Annotated in this window: 17 protein-coding genes and 2 pseudogenes; all 19 read left to right on the plus strand. The window is 36.0% G+C overall.

Annotated elements, in window-relative coordinates; translation table 11 throughout:
• The first annotated feature begins 302 nt into the window (after window positions 1-302).
• Window positions 303-1,748, plus strand: a complete 1,446-nt coding sequence (locus QM469_RS08355) for an LCP family protein (RefSeq protein ID WP_414276528.1) — start codon at window positions 303-305, stop codon at window positions 1,746-1,748.
• A gap of 1 nt (window position 1,749) precedes the next feature.
• A complete protein-coding gene (gene cps4B / locus QM469_RS08360; RefSeq protein WP_414276527.1) occupies window positions 1,750-2,481 on the plus strand; it encodes a capsular polysaccharide biosynthesis protein Cps4B in 732 nt (243 codons plus the stop codon).
• Between the two features lie 8 nt (window positions 2,482-2,489).
• Entirely contained in the window at window positions 2,490-3,182 is a 693-nt protein-coding gene (locus QM469_RS08365; RefSeq protein ID WP_371608370.1) for a CspC family polysaccharide chain length determinant protein, read from the plus strand.
• A gap of 10 nt (window positions 3,183-3,192) precedes the next feature.
• A complete protein-coding gene (locus tag QM469_RS08370) occupies window positions 3,193-3,882 on the plus strand; it encodes a tyrosine-protein kinase (RefSeq protein WP_371608371.1) in 690 nt (229 codons plus the stop codon).
• Window positions 3,883-3,897: 15 nt separating this feature from the next.
• Complete coding sequence (locus QM469_RS08375; protein ID WP_414276526.1) at window positions 3,898-5,268, plus strand: sugar transferase; 1,371 nt, start codon at window positions 3,898-3,900, stop codon at window positions 5,266-5,268.
• A gap of 4 nt (window positions 5,269-5,272) precedes the next feature.
• Entirely contained in the window at window positions 5,273-6,058 is a 786-nt protein-coding gene (locus QM469_RS08380) for a LicD family protein (protein WP_414276525.1), read from the plus strand.
• Between the two features lie 19 nt (window positions 6,059-6,077).
• Window positions 6,078-6,800 (plus strand): WecB/TagA/CpsF family glycosyltransferase, encoded by a 723-nt coding sequence (locus QM469_RS08385; RefSeq protein ID WP_371608389.1) that lies wholly within the window; start codon window positions 6,078-6,080, stop codon window positions 6,798-6,800.
• Window positions 6,775-7,860: a glycosyltransferase family 4 protein gene (locus QM469_RS08390; RefSeq protein WP_371608374.1), complete on the plus strand. Its 1,086-nt coding sequence runs from the start codon at window positions 6,775-6,777 to the stop codon at window positions 7,858-7,860. Before QM469_RS08385 ends, QM469_RS08390 begins: the two co-directional genes overlap by 26 nt.
• Complete coding sequence (gene wecB / locus QM469_RS08395; RefSeq protein WP_414276524.1) at window positions 7,857-8,951, plus strand: non-hydrolyzing UDP-N-acetylglucosamine 2-epimerase; 1,095 nt, start codon at window positions 7,857-7,859, stop codon at window positions 8,949-8,951. The genes QM469_RS08390 and wecB overlap by 4 nt, the downstream gene beginning before the upstream one ends.
• Window positions 8,951-9,916 (plus strand): glycosyltransferase family 2 protein, encoded by a 966-nt coding sequence (locus QM469_RS08400; RefSeq protein WP_414276523.1) that lies wholly within the window; start codon window positions 8,951-8,953, stop codon window positions 9,914-9,916. Before wecB ends, QM469_RS08400 begins: the two co-directional genes overlap by 1 nt.
• Before the next feature lie 6 nt (window positions 9,917-9,922).
• A complete protein-coding gene (locus tag QM469_RS08405; protein ID WP_414276522.1) occupies window positions 9,923-11,338 on the plus strand; it encodes a flippase in 1,416 nt (471 codons plus the stop codon).
• 217 nt (window positions 11,339-11,555) lie between these two features.
• Window positions 11,556-12,704, plus strand: a complete 1,149-nt coding sequence (locus tag QM469_RS08410) for a polysaccharide polymerase (RefSeq protein ID WP_371608378.1) — start codon at window positions 11,556-11,558, stop codon at window positions 12,702-12,704.
• Window positions 12,705-12,830: 126 nt separating this feature from the next.
• Window positions 12,831-13,931 (plus strand): UDP-galactopyranose mutase, encoded by a 1,101-nt coding sequence (gene glf, locus QM469_RS08415; RefSeq protein ID WP_414276521.1) that lies wholly within the window; start codon window positions 12,831-12,833, stop codon window positions 13,929-13,931.
• The gene (locus tag QM469_RS08420; RefSeq protein WP_414276520.1) at window positions 13,928-14,920 is read left to right on the plus strand and encodes a stealth family protein; all 993 of its coding nucleotides are present in this window, start codon (window positions 13,928-13,930) and stop codon (window positions 14,918-14,920) included. The genes glf and QM469_RS08420 overlap by 4 nt, the downstream gene beginning before the upstream one ends.
• A 10-nt stretch (window positions 14,921-14,930) precedes the next feature.
• Window positions 14,931-15,986, plus strand: a complete 1,056-nt coding sequence (locus QM469_RS08425; protein WP_414276519.1) for a galactofuranosyltransferase — start codon at window positions 14,931-14,933, stop codon at window positions 15,984-15,986.
• A 402-nt stretch (window positions 15,987-16,388) separates the two neighbouring features.
• Window positions 16,389-16,739 carry an IS66 family insertion sequence element accessory protein TnpB gene (gene tnpB / locus QM469_RS08430; protein ID WP_371608382.1) on the plus strand — a complete coding sequence of 117 codons (351 nt, stop codon included), beginning with the start codon at window positions 16,389-16,391 and terminating at the stop codon, window positions 16,737-16,739.
• 53 nt (window positions 16,740-16,792) lie between these two features.
• Window positions 16,793-17,000: pseudogene (locus tag QM469_RS08435) on the plus strand (transposase domain-containing protein).
• Window positions 17,001-17,128: 128 nt separating this feature from the next.
• A pseudogene (locus QM469_RS08440) lies at window positions 17,129-17,344 on the plus strand (transposase domain-containing protein); the annotation flags it as partial.
• Window positions 17,345-17,600: 256 nt separating this feature from the next.
• Window positions 17,601-18,974 carry a cell division protein FtsA gene (ftsA, locus tag QM469_RS08445; RefSeq protein ID WP_315640761.1) on the plus strand — a complete coding sequence of 458 codons (1,374 nt, stop codon included), beginning with the start codon at window positions 17,601-17,603 and terminating at the stop codon, window positions 18,972-18,974.
• Window positions 18,975-18,991: the final 17 nt, after the last annotated feature.

The raw sequence follows: 18,991 nt of genomic DNA on the forward strand, positions 1-18,991 counted from the left end.
GAGACTCTAAAAGGCTATTTTTATAAAAACTTGAGTTTCTCTAGTCAAAATTTTCCACTTTCTTGGTAATTATTGAAAGTTTTAGGGTGTGAGAGTATGGTGTTGAGAGGTTGTCAACCGATTTCTATCTCCTGGTATTTTTGTTGGCAGTCTTCTTTCAAAAAAAGATATGAGGCATTTAATGATTGAAATATAATATTTTTGGTTTTAAGGTAAAATAAAACGGTTGCAATTCAGGTGTTGATAGTATCCAGTGTTACTTTGTGATATAATAGAAATAAAATAATTAATAGAGGTGTAAGGTGGGGAGACGTTTAAAAGAAAATAAAACGAGCAAGTTTCAGCAAAGTTTCAATATTATTTTGTTGTTTCTATATATAGTGCTTACTTGTTTTTTGCTGTTTTTAATATTCAGATATCATATCTTAGCCGTTAGTTATTTCAATCTTATTCTAGCAGCTATTATGGTGTTCATTGCGCTAGTAGCTTTATTTTTAATATCAAATAGAAAAGCTAAGAAGTTTACTTTAATCATGCTCTTGCTATCTATTGTAGCTAGCTCACTAGCCTTGGTTGGAGTTCATCAGTTCGTTAGTTTGGCCAATCATTTAAATGCAACATCTAACTATTCTAGTTACTCCATCAGTGTTGCAGTTTTGGCGGATAGTGAGATTGGTAATGTATCCCAACTATCCAGTGTGACAGCTCCGACAAAAACAGATGCGGAGAATATCAAAAAACTGCTTGATGATATTAAGACAAGTCAGAATAAAGATCTAAAGGTTGAGGATAGTTCTTCTTACCTTGCGGCTTATAAGAGTCTCTTAGCTGGAGAGACCAAGGCAATTGTTTTGAATAGTGTCTTTGAAAATCTGATTGAACAAGAGTATCCAGATCACGCAAAAAAAATCAAGAAAATTTATACCAAAGAACTAACCAAAACTGTTGAGGCACCTAAGTCTTCTCAAAACAAGGCTTTTAATATCTATATTAGTGGGATTGACACATACGGACCGATTAGCTCTGTTTCTCGTTCGGATGTCAATATCATCATGACGGTTAATCAAGAAACCAAGAAAATTCTCTTGACAACGACCCCTCGTGATGCTTATGTGCCCATAGCTGATGGAGGCAATAACCAAAATGATAAATTGACCCATGCAGGTATTTATGGTGTGGATGCTTCGATTCATACTTTGGAAAATCTTTATGGAATTGATCTAAATTACTATGCACGACTCAACTTCACTTCCTTCTTGAAATTAATTGATCTCTTAGGTGGTGTCGATGTTAATAATGACCAAGAATTCACCTCACTTCATGGTAATTACCATTTTCCTGTTGGAAATGTTCATCTAGACTCTGAGCAGGCCCTAGGCTTTGTACGCGAGCGGTATTCATTAGCAAATGGCGATGGAGACCGTGGGCGCAATCAACAGAAAGTCATTTCTGCAATTGTCCAGAAACTAACTTCGGCAGAAGCATTGAAAAATTTTGATGATATTATGCAAAGTTTACAGGATTCTGTCCAAACTAATATGCCTCCTGAAACAATGGTTAGTTTAGTGAACGCCCAACTAGCAAGTGGAGGGAAATATACTGTTATCACTCGAGATCTAAAAGGAACTGGTCGTATGGATCTCCCTTCCTATGCCATGCCAGACAGCAATCTCTATATGTTAGAAGTTGATCCAAATAGCCTAGAGACACTCAAAGTAGAAATCAAAGATATCATGGAAGGAAAATAAGATGATTGATATCCATTCACACATAGTTTTTGATGTAGATGATGGTCCTAAGGATAAGGCAGAAAGTATAGCGCTTCTGAAGGAGGCCTATGCTCAAGGAATCCGTACCATCGTTTCGACTTCCCATCGTCGAAAGGGGATGTTTGAAACACCAGAAGAGAATATATTAAGAAATTTTAAAGTTGTCAAGGAGTTGGCTAAAGAGGTTGCTCCTGATTTAACCATCTTGTATGGAGCAGAGATTTATTACAGCAGTGATGCTTTAAACAAATTAGAGAATCAGCAGATTCCACAACTAAATGGCACTCGTTATGCCTTGATAGAATTCAGCATGAATACTCCTTACCGAGACATTCATAATGCACTAACGAATGTTCTCATGTTAGGGATAACACCTGTAATAGCACATATAGAGCGATACGCTGCTTTGGAAAATAATGAAAAAAGAGTGCGAGACCTCATCAATATGGGATGTTATACACAGGTCAACAGTTCGAGTATCCTTAAACCAAAATTGTTTGGTGATACTTATAAATTCATGAAAAAACGGGCTCGCTATTTCTTAGAGAGGGATTTGGTTCACATAGTTGCTAGTGATATGCACAATCTAGATGGTCGCCCTCCTTATATGAAGGAAGCATACGAAATAGTGAGTAAAAAGTATGGCCAAGATAAGGCTCGGGAACTCTTTATATTAAATCCAGAAAAAATCATTAAAGATCAAATTATTTAGGAGTTATAATGAAAGAAAAAGATACTATTGAAATCAATGTTATTCAGTTGTTAAAGGCACTATGGAAAAAGAAACTGCTAATCCTTCTTGTAGCCATCGTAGCAGGAGCTGCTGCATTTGCATATAGTAATTTTGTTGTTAAACCTGAGTATAGAAGTACAACTCGGATCTATGTAGTTAATCGAAACCAAAGTGATAAACCGGGATTGACAAATCAAGATCTACAAGCAGGAACTTACCTGGTTAAGGACTATCGTGAGATCATTCTTTCCCAAGATGTCCTAGAGAAAGTAGTTGCTGATCTTGGCTTAAACATTAATGCGAAAATATTAGCTAAGAAGATTCAAGTAACGGTTCCCGCAGATACACGTATCGTATCTATTTCAGTTAGTGATCACAAACCTGACGAAGCAAGTCGAATTGCAAATGCTCTTCGAGATGTTGCGGCACAAAAGATTATTGCGGTCACCCGTGTTTCTGACGTAACTACCTTGGAGGAAGCACGTCCAGCAACTGGACCGTCTTCACCAAATATTCGTCGAAATACCATTATGGGAGTTGTAGCAGGTGCAGGATTAGTGATTGTAGTGGTCTTGTTGCTTGAACTATTCGATGACCGTATTAAACGTCCAGAAGATATCGAAGATGTTATGGAAATTTCACTCCTTGGAGTCATTCCAGACATGGATAAATTAAAGTAAGGGAGAACTTATGGCGAAGTTAGAATTATCACAACAAAAACTGAACTCTGTAAAAAAAGCAGAAGAGTACTACAATGCTTTATGTACAAATATACAACTGAGTGGGAATAACTTAAAGGTTATTGCCGTTACATCGGTTGACCCTAGCGAAGGAAAGTCTACAACAGCTACTAATGTTGCTTGGGCTTTTGCGCGTGCTGGCTACAAGACGCTATTGATTGATGCCGACATTCGAAACTCAGTCATGTCTGGAGTATTCAAATCAAGAGAACGAATCACAGGTTTAACTGATTATCTTGCTGGTACGCAAGATTTATCTCATGGCCTTTGTGAAACAAACATTGATGATTTGTTTATAATCCAATCAGGGTCACCTTCTCCAAACCCAACAGCTCTTCTTCAAAGTGCCAATTTTGGCTTGATGATTGAAACCTTACGGAAATATTTTGATTATATTATTGTTGATACAGCACCAATCGGAGTTGTAATTGATGCAGCAATTATTGTGCAAAAATGCGATGCATCGATTTTGGTTACAGAAGCTGGCGGAACAAAAAGAAGAGACATTCAAAAAGCTAAAGTTCAGCTAGAACAAACAGGGGTTCCATTTTTGGGTGCGATTTTAAATAAATTTGATGTTAAACGAGAAAAATATGGATCTTATGGAACTTACGGTTCTTATGGTAAAAGAAAAAAATAAGATAGGGAGTTCAGTATGGAAGGAAGAGGCTTCTACAATATAACTCTGGCACTCTTGCAGAGTATACTTGTTAGTTTATTAGCTTATGTACTGATTGCAATTTCAGAAACTGACATTGTTTTAAATACAGTATTTGTTCTGTTTTTTCTTCACTTTGTCGCCTTCTATATCAGTGGATACGGTAAGGATTTTTTTAAACGTGGTCAGTATGTGGAGTTAGTAGAAACAATTAAATATATTATCTTTTATGCTCTGCTGATCAGTTTTTCAAGTTTTTTCTTGAAGGAAAAGTTTGTAATTTCAAGGCGAGGGATGGTATACTTGCTTTCCTTGTACAGTGTTTTGAATTATCTACTCAGTTTCTTTGTGAAGAGATATTGGAGAATCTTCAAACATAATTTGAAGGGAAGTCGTAATATTTTATTGATTACGGCGATGTCACGTACCGAAAAAGTATTGGATCGATTATTAACAGCTAATGATGTTCAAGGGAAATTGGTTGCAGTAAGCGTTTTAGACATGCCAGAGTTCACTCATGAAAAGGTGATTGTGGTACCAAAGGAGCAATTACTGAGTTATGCGACACATGAAGTGGTGGATGAAGTCTTTGTCAATCTGCCAAGTGAGGACTATGATATTGGAGCTGTTATTTCTCAGTTTGAAACAATGGGAATTGCTGTAACAGTTAATCTCAACGCTTTCGATAAAAACCTAGGTCGCAATAAACAAATCCATGAGATGGCGGGCTTAAACGTAGTGACATTTTCTACAAATTTTTACAAGTCGAGCCATGTGATTGCTAAACGAATCCTTGATATTTGTGGTGCCATTGTTGGGTTGATCCTTTGTGGAATTGCTAGTCTATTTTTAGTTCCCTTGATTCGTAAAGATGGAGGACCTGCAATCTTTTCTCAAACTCGTATCGGGAAAAATGGCCGTCACTTTACCTTTTATAAATTTCGCTCGATGAGAATCGATGCTGAAGCGATCAAGGAACAGTTGATGGATCAAAATACGATGCAAGGTGGAATGTTTAAGATTGATAACGATCCTCGAGTGACTAAGATCGGACAATTCATCCGAAAAACTAGTTTGGATGAATTGCCACAATTTTGGAATGTGTTGATTGGAGATATGAGTCTGGTCGGCACACGCCCACCAACTGTAGATGAGTACGAAAAGTACACACCTGAGCAAAAACGTCGTCTTAGCTTTAAACCTGGTATTACAGGCTTGTGGCAAATTAGTGGCCGAAGTAAAATAACCGATTTTGACGATGTTGTAAAACTAGATGTGGCTTATATTGATAATTGGACAATCTGGAAAGATATTGAAATTTTGTTAAAAACTGTTAAAGTTGTATTCATGAGAGATGGAGCGAAATGATTCTATGAATAAAGTGAGAGAAATTCAATTAGGAGAGTTAACTCTTTTAGAAAGTTATATCGACCTTTGTAAAAGATATAATTTGCGTTATTACGCCTTGGGTGGTACATTACTTGGTGCCATTCGTCATAAAGGATTTATCCCATGGGATGATGATATGGATTTAGGAATGCCTAGAAAAGATTACGAAAAATTCTTGTCAATCTGTGAGAAAGATCTTCCTGAAAGTGTTGTTTTAAGACTTCACGATGATAATCTAGGTAATACTTCGATTATGGATACTTCAATCCAAATTCAATTTGGCAATGAATGGTGTAGTCCTTTTATTGATATCTTTCCCTTAGATGGTTACCCAGAAGATGGAATCCATTACTGGGTGCATACAAATAAAATAAAGTTCTATCGTGCCTTGTCTAAAATTTCTGTTATCGATCGTTTGCATGAGAGAGATAGAGGTTCGTTCGAAAATGCGATTGTGAAAGTTTCAAGAGCCTTAAAATTAAATAAACTCTTAAAGACTTCAAAAATTAACAAAAAATTACAAAGTATCATTAAACAATATGATTACGAGACTAGTACCATGGTCGGAAATGTCTTGGGTTCCTACCGCGAACGAGAACTCGCAAGAAAAGAAGTGTTTGGGGAACCGCAATTACTAGAGTTTGAAAACTTACAAATTAGTTGTCATGAAAATCCTGATGAATATTTGACAAAAATATATGGTGATTACATGCAACTACCAAAAGAAGCTGAGCGTAAGGGTCATTTTGAGTCTACGTGGGGAGATTAAATTGAATAGTTTTAATTTAATGGGGGTCAGAATTGACCCCTTAACAATGGACGAAACTGTCCAAGCAGTTGAAAAATTTGTTGTAGAAAAGCGTCCGCTCCACTTAATGGGGGTAAACGCAGATAAAATTAACCAATGCCAAAACGATGAATCAATTAAAAAGATCGTGAATGATTCTGAAATCATCAACGCAGATGGAGCCTCGGTTGTTCTTGCTTCCCGTTTTTTGGGTTATCAAGTTCCTGAGAGAGTCGCTGGGATTGACTTAATGCAAAGATTGCTTCATTTAGCTAATGAAAAGTCTTATTCGGTTTATTTTTTTGGTGCCAAGGAAGACGTTTTAATAGATATGCTAGAAATTTTTAAGAAAGATTATCCAAATTTACGAGTCCTTGGATATCGGAATGGTTATTTTTCTGAAGAAGATGAATACGGTATTCAAGAAGACATTCGAGAGAAAAATCCTGATTTTGTTTTTGTTGGGATTACCTCTCCCAAGAAAGAATACATCATTCAAAAATTTATGGATCAAGGTGTTAATTCAGTCTTTATGGGAGTTGGAGGTAGTTTTGACGTTTTATCTGGCCATATTAAACGAGCTCCTCTCTGGATGCAAAATGCACATCTTGAGTGGTTGTTCCGAGTGGCAAATGAACCTAGACGACTCTTTAAGCGTTATTTTGTAGGGAATGTCACTTTTATTAAGCGAGTTTTAGATGAAAAACGAAAATCGAAAAAATAATATTTTACATATTTCACGTACCATGGATATTGGTGGTGCAGAGCGTATTGTTTACCAGTTGAGCTCAGATTTGAAAGATGAGTTTGACAGCGTTCACGTCGCATCTACGGGTGGGCTTTGGGAGAGCGAGCTTTCTGCTAAAGGGATCCAACATCATAAAATTTTAGATATTGATAGCAAAAACCCCGTGACGGTATTAAAGCTACTTTTTAGCATTCACCAGATTATCAAACAAAAAGGGATAACAATAGTTCATACTCATCATCGGATGGCTGCTTTTTATATTCGATTATTAAAATTTGTTTATCCAAAATTAACACATGTTTATACAGCTCACAATGTCTTTAAAGATAAATTGCCCTTATATAGATTTGCCTTAAAGAATGCCAAAAGTGTTGCTGTAGGAGAAGCTGTGAATAATAACCTGAAAGAAGACGTAGGAATTACTGATAGTAAGGTTATTTACAATGGAGTTATCTTAAAGGAAACGGATAATCAAGTCGATGATATTATCGGTTATGATGGGACTAAGCTTGGGTGTATAGCTAGATTGTCTGAACAAAAAGGTTTGACTTATCTTATTGAAGCTATGTCTTTACTTACAGTGAAGAATATTCGGTTGTTTATCGTTGGTGATGGTGAGCTTAGAAATGAACTTGAGAACAAGGTTGAAGAGTTACATCTTCAAGATTCGGTGACATTTTTAGGATATCGCAAGGATATAGTAGAATGTATCAATAGTTTTGATTTTTGTATCTTACCTTCAGTATTTGAAGGATTTGGCTTAGTTGCTATTGAGGCATTTATGAATAGCAAAACCTTAGTTGCGACGGATATACCGGGATTAAACGAAGTTGTTACAAATGAAAATGGGATTTTAGTTCCAGCAAAAGACCCTGTTGCCCTATCAGTTGCTATTGATAAATTAGCTACAGATGCAACATTAAGACAGGAACTTGCTAGTCAAGCTAAGAAAGACTATGAAAACAAATTTAGTTATCCTTTGTTTTTGGAAAACTATCGAGCATTGTATAGAGAAATACAGGGAGAACCAAAATGAAAAAAGTAATGTTGGTTTTTGGGACACGTCCAGAAGCAATCAAAATGTGTCCGTTAGTAAATGAGTTGAAGGAAAATGATTCAATCAAGACCATTGTCTGTGTAACTGGCCAACACAAGGAAATGCTTGACCAGGTTCTGAATGTCTTTAAGGTTGTTCCTGATTATGATTTGGGGATTATGAAGGCTAATCAAACTCTATTTACAATTACGACCAGTATTCTAGACAAGATTCAAGCAGTTCTTGAACAAGAAAAGCCTGATATTGTTCTGGTCCATGGGGATACAAGTACAACATTTGCCACAGCTTTAGCTGCCTTTTACATGGGCATCAAAGTTGGACATGTGGAAGCAGGATTACGAACTTATAATCTTCAAAGTCCATTTCCTGAGGAGTTTAATCGTCAAACGACATCTATTATAGCGGATTACCATTTTGCACCGACAGAAGTTGCAAAGGAAAATCTTCTAAAAGAGGGAAGAGAGAATATTTTTGTAACGGGTAATACGGTTATTGATGCTTTAAAGACAACTGTTCAGGATAATTACAATCATCCAATTTTAGAGTGGGCTAAGGACAGTAAATTGATTATGTTGACAGCTCACAGACGTGAAAATCTTGGGCTACCAATGGAAAATATGTTTAATGCTGTTAATCGTATTTTAAATGAATTTGAGGATGTTAAAGTTGTTTACCCAATTCATAAAAACCCTAAGGTTCGTGAGCTGGCAAGTAAAGTATTTGGTGACAATGAACGTATGAAAATTATTGAACCTTTAGAGGTCATTGATTTCCATAATTTTATGAACCAAAGCTACATGATTTTAACAGATTCTGGTGGAGTTCAGGAAGAAGCTCCATCCTTAGGGAAGCCTGTTTTAGTCATGCGTGACACAACAGAGCGTCCAGAGGGGATTGCTGCTGGAACATTAAAACTAGTGGGTACGGAAGAAGAAAATATTTACTCTAATTTTAAACTTCTTTTAGAAAATCAAACAGAATATAACAAGATGAGTAAAGCAAGTAATCCATATGGAGATGGAAAAGCTTGTGAGCGTATTGTTGATATCATTTTGGAAGGATTATCATAATGGATCAGATTTCTATTGTTGTACCAGTGTACAATGTTGAGAACTGTTTGAGTTATTGTGTAGAAAGTCTAAGACAACAAACATATAAAAATATTGAAATAATCCTAGTAGATGATGGTTCGACGGATAGTTCTGGAGAAATTTGTGACCAATATGCTCGAGAAGATAACAGAATAAAAGTTCTGCATATTGAAAATGGGGGATTGTCCAATGCCCGCAATACTGGGGTAAAAGAATCTTCAACGGATTGGATTGTTTTCATTGATTCAGACGATTATTATGACCATAGAGCCATTGAATATTTAGTAGAACTTAGAGATAAGTATAGAGTTGATCTTGTAGCAACTCCAGTGATTGAAGTTAGAAACTATGAAAATAGTGATTTCCTAGGAGATTTCAGAGAGAAATATTCTGGAAAATTAGATCGTCGAACAGCTTTAGAACAAATGTTTTATGGAAATTATGTTGGGACACATTCAGGTGGTAAACTATATAAGAAAGAAATCTTATTAAGGTTTCCATATCCTAATGGGATGTTGTATGAAGATTTAGCTCTTGCTTATGAGCATATTGCTTCTTGTGAAAATATTGCTGTTAGTGATCTAAATCTTTATAAATACTATCGAAGACCAGGAAGTATTGTAAATTCTAAGTATAGTGATCGTCTCTTAGATTTTTACAAGGCAATGGAATGGAATAGAAGTTATGTTGAACGAGACTATTCAGGTGATAGGGATATGAGAAGAGCCTTGAATGTTCGCTATGTTTTTAATGGTCTGCATATTGTACATGCTATGCTTAGTTCAGATATGTATGCTGAAGTTAATAAAATTAGAAAAGAATACATTCAATATTTCAAAGATGTTATTCCGAATTCAAATGTTACAAGGAAAAATAAAGTGAAATACTTGATGTTTTTGGTTTCTCCAAAACTGTATGAAAAAATTAGAGAGAAGATGGGTTAGGTAAGAATGAAGGTTTTAAAAAATTATGCATATAATCTCTCTTACCAGCTACTAGTGATAATTCTTCCTATTATAACAACACCTTATGTAACTAGGGTATTTAGTTCAACTGAATTAGGTACTTATGGTTATTTCAATTCAATTGTAACCTACTTTATTTTATTGGCGACATTGGGCGTGGCCAATTATGGTACAAAAGAAATTTCAGGCCATCGTAAAGATATCAGAAAAAACTTTTGGGGCATATACACCTTGCAGTTTGGTGCGACCATTCTGTCGATATGCTTATACATTCTCTTATGTCTATCCATGTCATTTATGCAAAATCCCGTTGCATATATTTTGGGCTTGAGTCTGGTATCTAAAGGGATGGATATCTCCTGGTTATTTCAAGGGTTAGAGGATTTTCGCAAGATAACAGTTAGAAATATTACTGTCAAACTGATCGGTGTCATTTCAATCTTCTTATTTGTAAAATCAGCAAATGATTTATATCTTTATGTGTTTTTGCTAACAATATTTGAATTATTGGGGCAGTTTAGTATGTGGTTGCCAGCTAGAGAATTTATCGGGAAACCACATTTTGATTGGTCCTATGCTAAACAACACTTGAAACCAGTTGTTCTCTTATTTTTGCCGCAAATAGCTATTTCGCTATATGTTACTTTGGATCGTACTATGCTAGGGGCATTAGCATCAACTAAAGATGTCGGAATTTATGACCAAGCCTTAAAATTGGTCAATATTTTGCTTACACTAGTGACTTCGTTAGGAAGCGTAATGCTTCCTCGTGTTGCCAATCTCCTATCAACTGGAGATCACAAGGCTGTAAACAAAATGCATCAGATGTCTTTCTTAATATACAATTTAGTCATTTTTCCTATAATAGCAGGAATGTTAATTGTTAATGATGATTTCGTGCAATTTTTCTTAGGACAGGATTTTCAAGATGCTAAATATGCGATAGCAATTATGATTTTTAGAATGTTCTTTATTGGCTGGACAAATATTATGGGTATTCAAATCTTGATTCCACATAATAAAAATAAAGAATTTATGATTTCGACAACTATTCCAGCTATTGTGAGTGTCGGTTTAAATTTATTACTACTACCTAAATTAGGTTATATCGGAGCAGCTATTGTTTCTGTATTAACAGAAGCCCTAGTATGGGCTATTCAACTGTATTTTACAAGAAACTATTTAAAGGAAGTGCCTCTTCTAGCTTCGACAGTTAAAATTATAGGAGCATCAGCTCTTATGTACGGTGTACTATTCGTTGTAAAAACTACAGTGAATTTTACGTCTGTTATAAATGTTATGCTATTTGCTACAATAGGAGCGATACTTTACATTTTTCAAATACTATTCTTAAAGGTAATTAGTCCAAAAGAGTTGAAACAGCAGTTATTGAATAAGTGAAATTGAATGGAATAAATAGAAATTTCAGTAGCTTATAGTCTTATTGTAAACTGAACTCTTGTATAGATTAAATTCGCTTTGGTTGATTAAATAGTTAGGAAAGGGAGGATAGAAGAGTATAAGTGAACTAGAAGATTAAAGAAATATTATTTTTTCTCATTCAATTCCATATTTCTTTTTCTTATAATTCACCCTGTATGATTCTTTTTCAAAAAATATGATAAAAATTAAATTTGAAAACCTACTAGTCAGCATTGTTGTATCTGTAGTGGTGTTTTTTAATACCATATCAACTACGATGCTGGATAGGACTTTTTTTCAAGTCAAAGTAAATTTCCTATTTTTGGTTGTATTGCTTTTAGGGCTTCGTTTTTTGTATAAAATGCGGGTCTCATACAAATATCTAATACTTTCTATTTTATTGTTGCTTTCGGGGGGGTTAGTGTATTTTCAAACGAACAGGCTTAATTTTCTAGTCTATTCGATGCTACTAGTCCTCTTGGTTAATGTAGATATGAAAGTAGTTTTGAGGACCTATGTAGTTGTGGTTGGTATCCTTGTAGTAGCAGTTTTTCTTTTATCACTCGTTGGTATGGTCCCTAACTTGCAATATAATCGTGAGGGTGTTATTCGAAATTCGTTTGGGTTTATTTATCCAACGGACTTTGCATCACATTGTTTCTATCTATTTTTAGCAATTTCTTATCTTTTAAAAGATAAATTTATTTGGACCAGATCTTTGTTTGGTGTCTTGCTATCAGCTTTTATTATAAAATACTGTGATGCACGTTTAAATGCTTTGTCTATTCTCTTAGCAACGATAATATTTGTATATTTTTACTTTACTAAAGAGAAAAAATATAGATTGTATTCTATTTTACCCTTTTCATCAATTATATTTTCAGGACTAATTTTATATTTGACATACTACTTTTCATGGTCTTCTCAGTTTTTTGTTTCGATAAATAAACTTATTACTGGTAGACTTTCTTTGGGGAAAAATGCATTCAATTCTTATGAATTACATTTATTTGGGACAAGAAACGTTCAATTTATCGGATCAGGTGGAAAAACAGAATCTGTAATAGGGTATAACTATGTAGATTCCTCTTATGTGCAGATGTTGTTTACATATGGAATAGTGCCTGTAGTCCTATTGATAATAATTTATGTTGTCGCCTCAAGAAAACAGTATAAGGATGGTCAATATTTATTAGTTGCGATTTTATCATTGATTGCTTTTAACTGTATGATTGAAGCCTTTTGGTTTGTTCCTACATATAATATATTCATGTTTTTACTATTTACAACAAATACTTTTAGCAAAAAAGAATCAAATGATATTGTTGCATTAAATGTGACCTAGCTCTAGTACTAGATTTTAGGCGGGTCTAATACATGATATGATACCTTTCTAAAAAAACAACTTACTTTTGCTGATCCTGAGTTGGCATTAATAAGAAATTGCAGAGTTCATTAACGGAGTTTTAATATGTATGACTATTTAATTGTTGGTGCAGGTTTGTCTGGAGCAATCTTTGCACACGAAGCTACAAAACGTGGCAAAAAAGTAAAAGTGATTGACAAGCGTGATCACATCGGTGGAAATATCTACTGTGAAAATGTTGAAGGTATCAACGTTCACAAGTACGGTGCTCACATTTTCCATACTTCAAACAAAAAAGTTTGGGACTATGTCAACCAGTTTGCTGAGTTTAATAACTATATCAACTCACCAGTAGCCAACTACAAGGGCAGTCTTTACAATCTTCCCTTTAATATGAATACTTTCTACGCTATGTGGGGGACAAAAACTCCGCAAGAAGTCAAAGACAAGATTGCGGAGCAAACGGCGGATATGAAGGATGTTGAGCCCAAGAACTTGGAAGAACAAGCTATCAAGTTGATTGGCCCGGACATTTATGAAAAATTGATCAAAGGCTACACAGAAAAACAATGGGGACGTTCTGCAACAGAACTTCCACCATTTATCATCAAGCGCCTCCCAGTGCGTTTGACCTTTGATAATAACTACTTTAACGACCGTTACCAAGGTATTCCAATCGGTGGTTACAATGTCATCATTGAAAACATGCTTGGCGATATAGAAGTAGAGCTTGGAGTTGATTTCTTTGCTAATCGTGAAGAGCTGGAAAAATCAGCTGAAAAAGTTGTCTTCACTGGAATGATTGACCAATACTTTGATTACAAGCATGGAGAGTTGGAATATCGTAGTCTTCGTTTTGAACACGAAGTCTTGGATGAGGAAAATCATCAAGGGAATGCTGTGGTCAACTATACAGAACGTGAGATTCCTTATACTCGTATCATCGAACACAAGCATTTTGAGTATGGCACCCAACCGAAGACGGTCATCACTCGCGAGTACCCAGCTGATTGGAAACGTGGAGATGAACCATACTATCCAATTAATGATGAAAAGAACAATGCTATGTTTGCTAAGTATCAAGAAGAAGCAACCAAAAATGACAAGGTTATTTTCTGTGGGCGCTTAGCTGACTATAAATACTACGACATGCATGTGGTTATTGAGCGTGCCTTGGAAGTCGTAGAGATAGAATTTACTAAATGACACAAGAAAAGATTGATATTGTTGTTCTCTGGGTTGATGGGAGCGATCCAGAATTTATCCGTGAGAAACAGAAAGTAATAGGGGAAATGGATTCGGTAGACCTGTATATTGATGGTGACATGCGATACCGTGATTATGGAACCTTTAACAATTGGTTCCGTATGATCGAAAACCATGCTCTTTGGGTCAATAAGATCTTTCTAATCACCAATGGACAGAAACCTGAATGGCTGAACTTGGCTCATCCCAAGTTGAGGTGGGTTACGCATAAAGAATTTATGCCACAAGAATATCTTCCGACCTTTAACTCAGCAGCAATTGAATTAAATCTGCATCGTATCGAAGATTTGTCAGAAAACTATCTCTATTTCAATGACGATATGTATATGATTAGGGATTGCAAACCTTCAGATTTCTATAAAAATGGTTTGCCTAAACTACTTGCTGTTTATGATGCAATAGTTCCTTGGGCTCCGATTACAAAGACATATCTCAACAATATCGAGTTAATTTATCGCCATTTTCCTAATAAGGCTGCTATGAAAGCATCGCCATGGAAATTCTTTAATTACCGCTATGGTTTACGCTTGTTTAAGAATTTAGTATTGCTACCTTGGGGACCAACAGGATATGTCAATCCGCATTTGCCGATTCCTATGAAGAAGAGTACTTTAGCGCACCTCTGGGAAATCGAATTTGAAACCCTTGATAGGACGTCAAAAAGTCAAATTCGAGACTATAAAGTTGATGTGAATCAGTATATATGTCAAAACTGGCAGATTGAAAGCAATCAATTTTACCCAATTGCACACAATATAGGGAAGTCGATTGACCTGAATCGACTTGATCAACTGGACCGTATTTTTAAGGATAAGCATAAAAAGCTTCTTTGTGTAAATGACAATGTTGACTTCAAAGAAGAAAATTTGCTCCGTTTTAAACAGTTCTTAGATGAACGTTATCCTGAAAAGTCGGCTTTCGAACTATGAGAACAAAGAGATGAAATATTATTTAAAAGAAGAATTTTTAAAGGATAAAAATATCAAAAACGCTGGTAATAAGGCGCGAAATGATGTCGAGGAAATTGTAAAACAAGAGGGTTTTAGTCCTTTGTTATTGACGGTTGAAGACTGGTACAAAATGAGTACGATTAAAGCTCAACAACACAAATCAAAAGCCTTGGCACAAGCCTTTTCGCGGTTGAAACCAGGAGATCAACTGTTAATTCAATTTCCTATGCTCCATCATAGCTTCTTTACTACCTATTTAGTAAAAAAATTGCAAGCTAGAGGGGTCAAAGTATATTTTATTATCCATGATTTAGAAGTTTTGCGCTATGCTAATTTGGATACAGTACCCTTGAAGCATAAAATTCGTGTTCATCTTCAAGAGTCAAGTCTTTTGAAACAAGCTGATGGTCTTATTGCTCATAATCCAGTTATGAAATCAGTGCTTGTTGATAAGGGGATTTCTGAGAAAAAAATAGTTAGTTTAGGCATTTTTGATTATCTGATTCCCGATTTTCAGGAAAAAGAAGAACTTTCGAAGGATCAACCGATTATTGTGGCAGGTAATCTAGCACAAGAAAAAGCGGGTTATTTGTACAATTTGCCGTCTAGCCCTGCCTATAACCTTTATGGTGTTGGCTTTGATGAAACTAGAAAGTTAGCAAACCAAGAGTATTTCGGTTCCTTTCTCCCTGATGAACTCCCTGCTGCACTTTCAGGAGGATTTGGACTTGTCTGGGATGGTGATAGTTCCGAAACTTGTAGTGGTGTTTTTGGGGAGTATCTTCGATATAATAATTCTCATAAGGCATCGCTTTATCTAGCTTCTGGGTTTCCATTGGTGGTATGGAAACAATCTGCTTTATCTAGTTTTGTACTAGAGAACCAGTGTGGAATTGCAGTTGAATCGTTACACGATCTAGCTCAAGTCATTGAACAATTAACCCAGAATGACTATCAAAAGTTACTAAAAAATGTGAGAAATGTAGGTCAAAAGATTCGAAAAGGGAACTATCTGATTACAGCATTAAGTCAATACGACTTTTAACAGATAGTACTAATTACTTTTTTATTCTTTGAGAAGTGTATTTACTAATAGATGGGGAAAGAGTGGTAGTGGAAGTTTTGAAATACTATTCCACTTTAAAGATTGAATAATTTGGGCTTTTTTCTACATTTGTCAAGTCTATCAAGCACTTAATAAAAAATGATGTATAGAGGTTGTTGTCTTATTTGGCTCTTTGTTAACAGTAGTGGGTTGAATAAAAGCTAACATCTGGAGTGGACAATCGTTGTCCTCTCCATTTTTATATTCAGAGCGATGAAAATCCGTTTTAAACTAACTTCCACTTTGGCTAACCGTAAGCGCGTCATAACAAGGTATCTATCCTACTTCCCAAACTTCCAGTATACTAGATAAAAATAGTTATCGGAGGAAAGGTACTGTACTATGATGATTCAATTAAACGATTTAGGTCAAGTTTACCTTGTTTGTGGCAAGACAGATATGAGGCAGGGAATAGACTCCTTAGCCTATGTAGTTAAAACTCACTTTGAATTGGATCCTTTCTCAGGTCAAGTCTTTCTCTTTTGTGGTGGACGTAAAGACCGCTTTAAAGCCCTTTACTGGGATGGTCAAGGATTTTGGCTACTTTATAAACGCTTTGAGAACAGAAAACTGACTTGGCCAAGTACAGAAAAGGATGTCAAAGCTCTAACACCTGAACAAGTAGATTGGCTGATGAAGGGCTTTTCTATTACTCCAAAAATAAATCCATCAGAAAGTCGTGATTTCTATTGAAATTAGGACTTTCTTTTCGGTAGAATAAAGTTAGAAAATAAGGAGGAAAGTCTATGGGAGAATTATTGAAAATCATTCAACAACAGAGTGCGACAATTGATAGTCTCACCAATGAACTTGCCCTTCTTCGTGAACAAGTGGCTTATCTGACGCAAAAGCTCTATGGAAAATCTCTCTGAGAAAAGTGTTTGCCTTTCTGGACAACTCAACCTTTTTGAGGAAGAGGTTCCATCTGAGGAAGATGGAGATGTTCCCAGTTGAAACAGAGGAGATTACCTACAAACGTAAGAAATCTAAAGGTAAACGCCAAGCTCTTCTTGCCCAATTTGATTCAGAAGAATTTCATCATTAACTAGAAAAGTGCATTTGCCCTGATTGTCAGGTTTAAACAGCGAGGGTGGTTGTTTTCTCAAAGTTTTGAAGGAGCTAAAGCAGCAGCTATTATTATGAGCTTGTTGGAAACAGCTAAACGTCACCAATTAAATAGCGAGAAATATCTATCCTATCTTCTAGAATGTCTTCCAAACGAGGAAATTCTCGTAAACAAAGAGGTTTTAGAGGCTTATTTACCATGGACTAAAGTTGTACAAGAAAAGTGCAAATAAGAAATCTCCAGATTAGGAACTATCAGTGAATTCTCTAGTCTGGAGATTTTTCAATATACTTCATTATTAGGCGGTTACGGCTAACCAAGTGGAAGTTACTTTGAGAAATTACCTCCAAGAAAAAGCTTGGTTAAATATTAGAAAATTCGAGCACGAATGTATTTTTTGTGTTATAATATTCTGTGAGTAGTTATGCCTTGGTGTAGCTATTAAAAATAGAAGTGTGAAACTGGTAAGATAGAGAGGACGCAGTGTAATGACTAGGAATGGTTTTTTTACAGGCTTAGATATCGGAACTAGCTCTATTAAAGTGTTGGTTGCAGAGCTTGTAAATGGTGAAGTAAATGTAATTGGCGTAAGTAATGCCAAAAGTAAAGGTGTCAAAGATGGGATTATCGTTGACATCGAAGCAGCAGCGACGGCTATTAAGTCTGCAATTTCTCAAGCAGAAGAAAAAGCAGGAATTTCAATCAAGTCTGTAAACGTTGGTTTGCCAGCTAATTTGCTACAAGTTGAGCCAACTCAAGGCATGATTCCGGTGACATCAGATACAAGAGAAATTACAGATCAAGATGTTGAAAATGTGGTTAAATCAGCTTTGACTAAAAGTATGACTCCAGACCGTGAAGTTATCACCTTTATTCCAGAGGAATTTGTCGTAGATGGATTCCAAGGAATTCGTGATCCTCGCGGAATGATGGGTGTGCGTTTGGAAATGCGCGGTCTCTTGTACACTGGCCCACGTACGATTCTCCATAATCTTCGTAAAACTGTAGAGCGTGTAGGCATTCAAGTTGATAACGTGATTATTTCACCTCTTGCAATGGTTCACTCTGTCTTGAATGAAGGTGAACGTGAGTTTGGTGCGACTGTTATCGACATGGGTGGTGGCCAAACGACGGTTGCCACTATTCGCAATCAAGAACTTCAATATACAAATGTTAACCAAGAGGGTGGCGATTATGTCACAAAAGACATTTCAAAAGTTCTTAAGACTTCTAAGAAAATTGCAGAAGGTCTAAAATTGAACTATGGTGAAGCTTATCCACCGCTAGCAAGCAAAGAAACTTTCCAAGTTGAAGTGATCGGTGAAGTTGAACCAGTTGAAGTGACCGAAGAATACTTGGCTGAGATTATTTCGGCAAGACTTAAGCACATTTTTGAGCAAATTAAGCAAGATTTGGAAAGACGTCACCTATTAGACTTGCCAGGAGGTATTGCTTTGATTGGTGGAAATGCCCTCCTTCCAGGCGTCGTTGAATTGGCCCAAGAAGTATTTGGAGTCCGTGTTAAGTTATTCGTACCAAATCAAGTTGGGATTCGTAATCCTGCTTTTGCCCATGTCATTAGCTTGTCAGAATTCGCTGGAAGCCTTACTGAAGTGAATGTTCTAGCTCAGCGAGCAATTCGAGGGGAAAATGCTTTAAGCCACCAGCCACTTGACTTTAGAAGTTCAGCTCAACCTGTTTCACCTGTTTCTCCACGACCAGTATTTAATACAGTGACAACACCTGAGCCTGAAACAAACCAATCTGTTGAACCAGTAGCTCCTCTTCAATCGGAAGAAAAGAGCAAAGGTAAATTAACAGATCGTTTCCGTAGCTTGATTGGAAGCATGTTTGACGAATAAAATAGAGGAATATAAAT

This window comes from Streptococcus infantis (assembly GCF_047464215.1).
GTDB classification, from domain to species: Bacteria; Bacillota; Bacilli; order Lactobacillales; family Streptococcaceae; genus Streptococcus; species Streptococcus infantis_P.

Coding starts and splice junctions, on each gene's coding strand:
- wecB (WP_414276524.1), top strand. CDS start 7,857: ATGAAAAAAGTAATGTTGGTTTTTGGGACACGTCCAGAAGCAATCAAA.
- QM469_RS08370 (WP_371608371.1), top strand. CDS start 3,193: ATGGCGAAGTTAGAATTATCACAACAAAAACTGAACTCTGTAAAAAAA.
- QM469_RS08425 (WP_414276519.1), top strand. CDS start 14,931: ATGAAATATTATTTAAAAGAAGAATTTTTAAAGGATAAAAATATCAAA.
- QM469_RS08380 (WP_414276525.1), top strand. CDS start 5,273: ATGAATAAAGTGAGAGAAATTCAATTAGGAGAGTTAACTCTTTTAGAA.
- QM469_RS08385 (WP_371608389.1), top strand. CDS start 6,078: ATGGGGGTCAGAATTGACCCCTTAACAATGGACGAAACTGTCCAAGCA.
- ftsA (WP_315640761.1), top strand. CDS start 17,601: ATGACTAGGAATGGTTTTTTTACAGGCTTAGATATCGGAACTAGCTCT.
- QM469_RS08405 (WP_414276522.1), top strand. CDS start 9,923: ATGAAGGTTTTAAAAAATTATGCATATAATCTCTCTTACCAGCTACTA.
- QM469_RS08365 (WP_371608370.1), top strand. CDS start 2,490: ATGAAAGAAAAAGATACTATTGAAATCAATGTTATTCAGTTGTTAAAG.
- glf (WP_414276521.1), top strand. CDS start 12,831: ATGTATGACTATTTAATTGTTGGTGCAGGTTTGTCTGGAGCAATCTTT.
- QM469_RS08410 (WP_371608378.1), top strand. CDS start 11,556: ATGATAAAAATTAAATTTGAAAACCTACTAGTCAGCATTGTTGTATCT.
- tnpB (WP_371608382.1), top strand. CDS start 16,389: ATGATGATTCAATTAAACGATTTAGGTCAAGTTTACCTTGTTTGTGGC.
- QM469_RS08420 (WP_414276520.1), top strand. CDS start 13,928: ATGACACAAGAAAAGATTGATATTGTTGTTCTCTGGGTTGATGGGAGC.
- QM469_RS08390 (WP_371608374.1), top strand. CDS start 6,775: ATGAAAAACGAAAATCGAAAAAATAATATTTTACATATTTCACGTACC.
- QM469_RS08400 (WP_414276523.1), top strand. CDS start 8,951: ATGGATCAGATTTCTATTGTTGTACCAGTGTACAATGTTGAGAACTGT.
- cps4B (WP_414276527.1), top strand. CDS start 1,750: ATGATTGATATCCATTCACACATAGTTTTTGATGTAGATGATGGTCCT.
- QM469_RS08375 (WP_414276526.1), top strand. CDS start 3,898: ATGGAAGGAAGAGGCTTCTACAATATAACTCTGGCACTCTTGCAGAGT.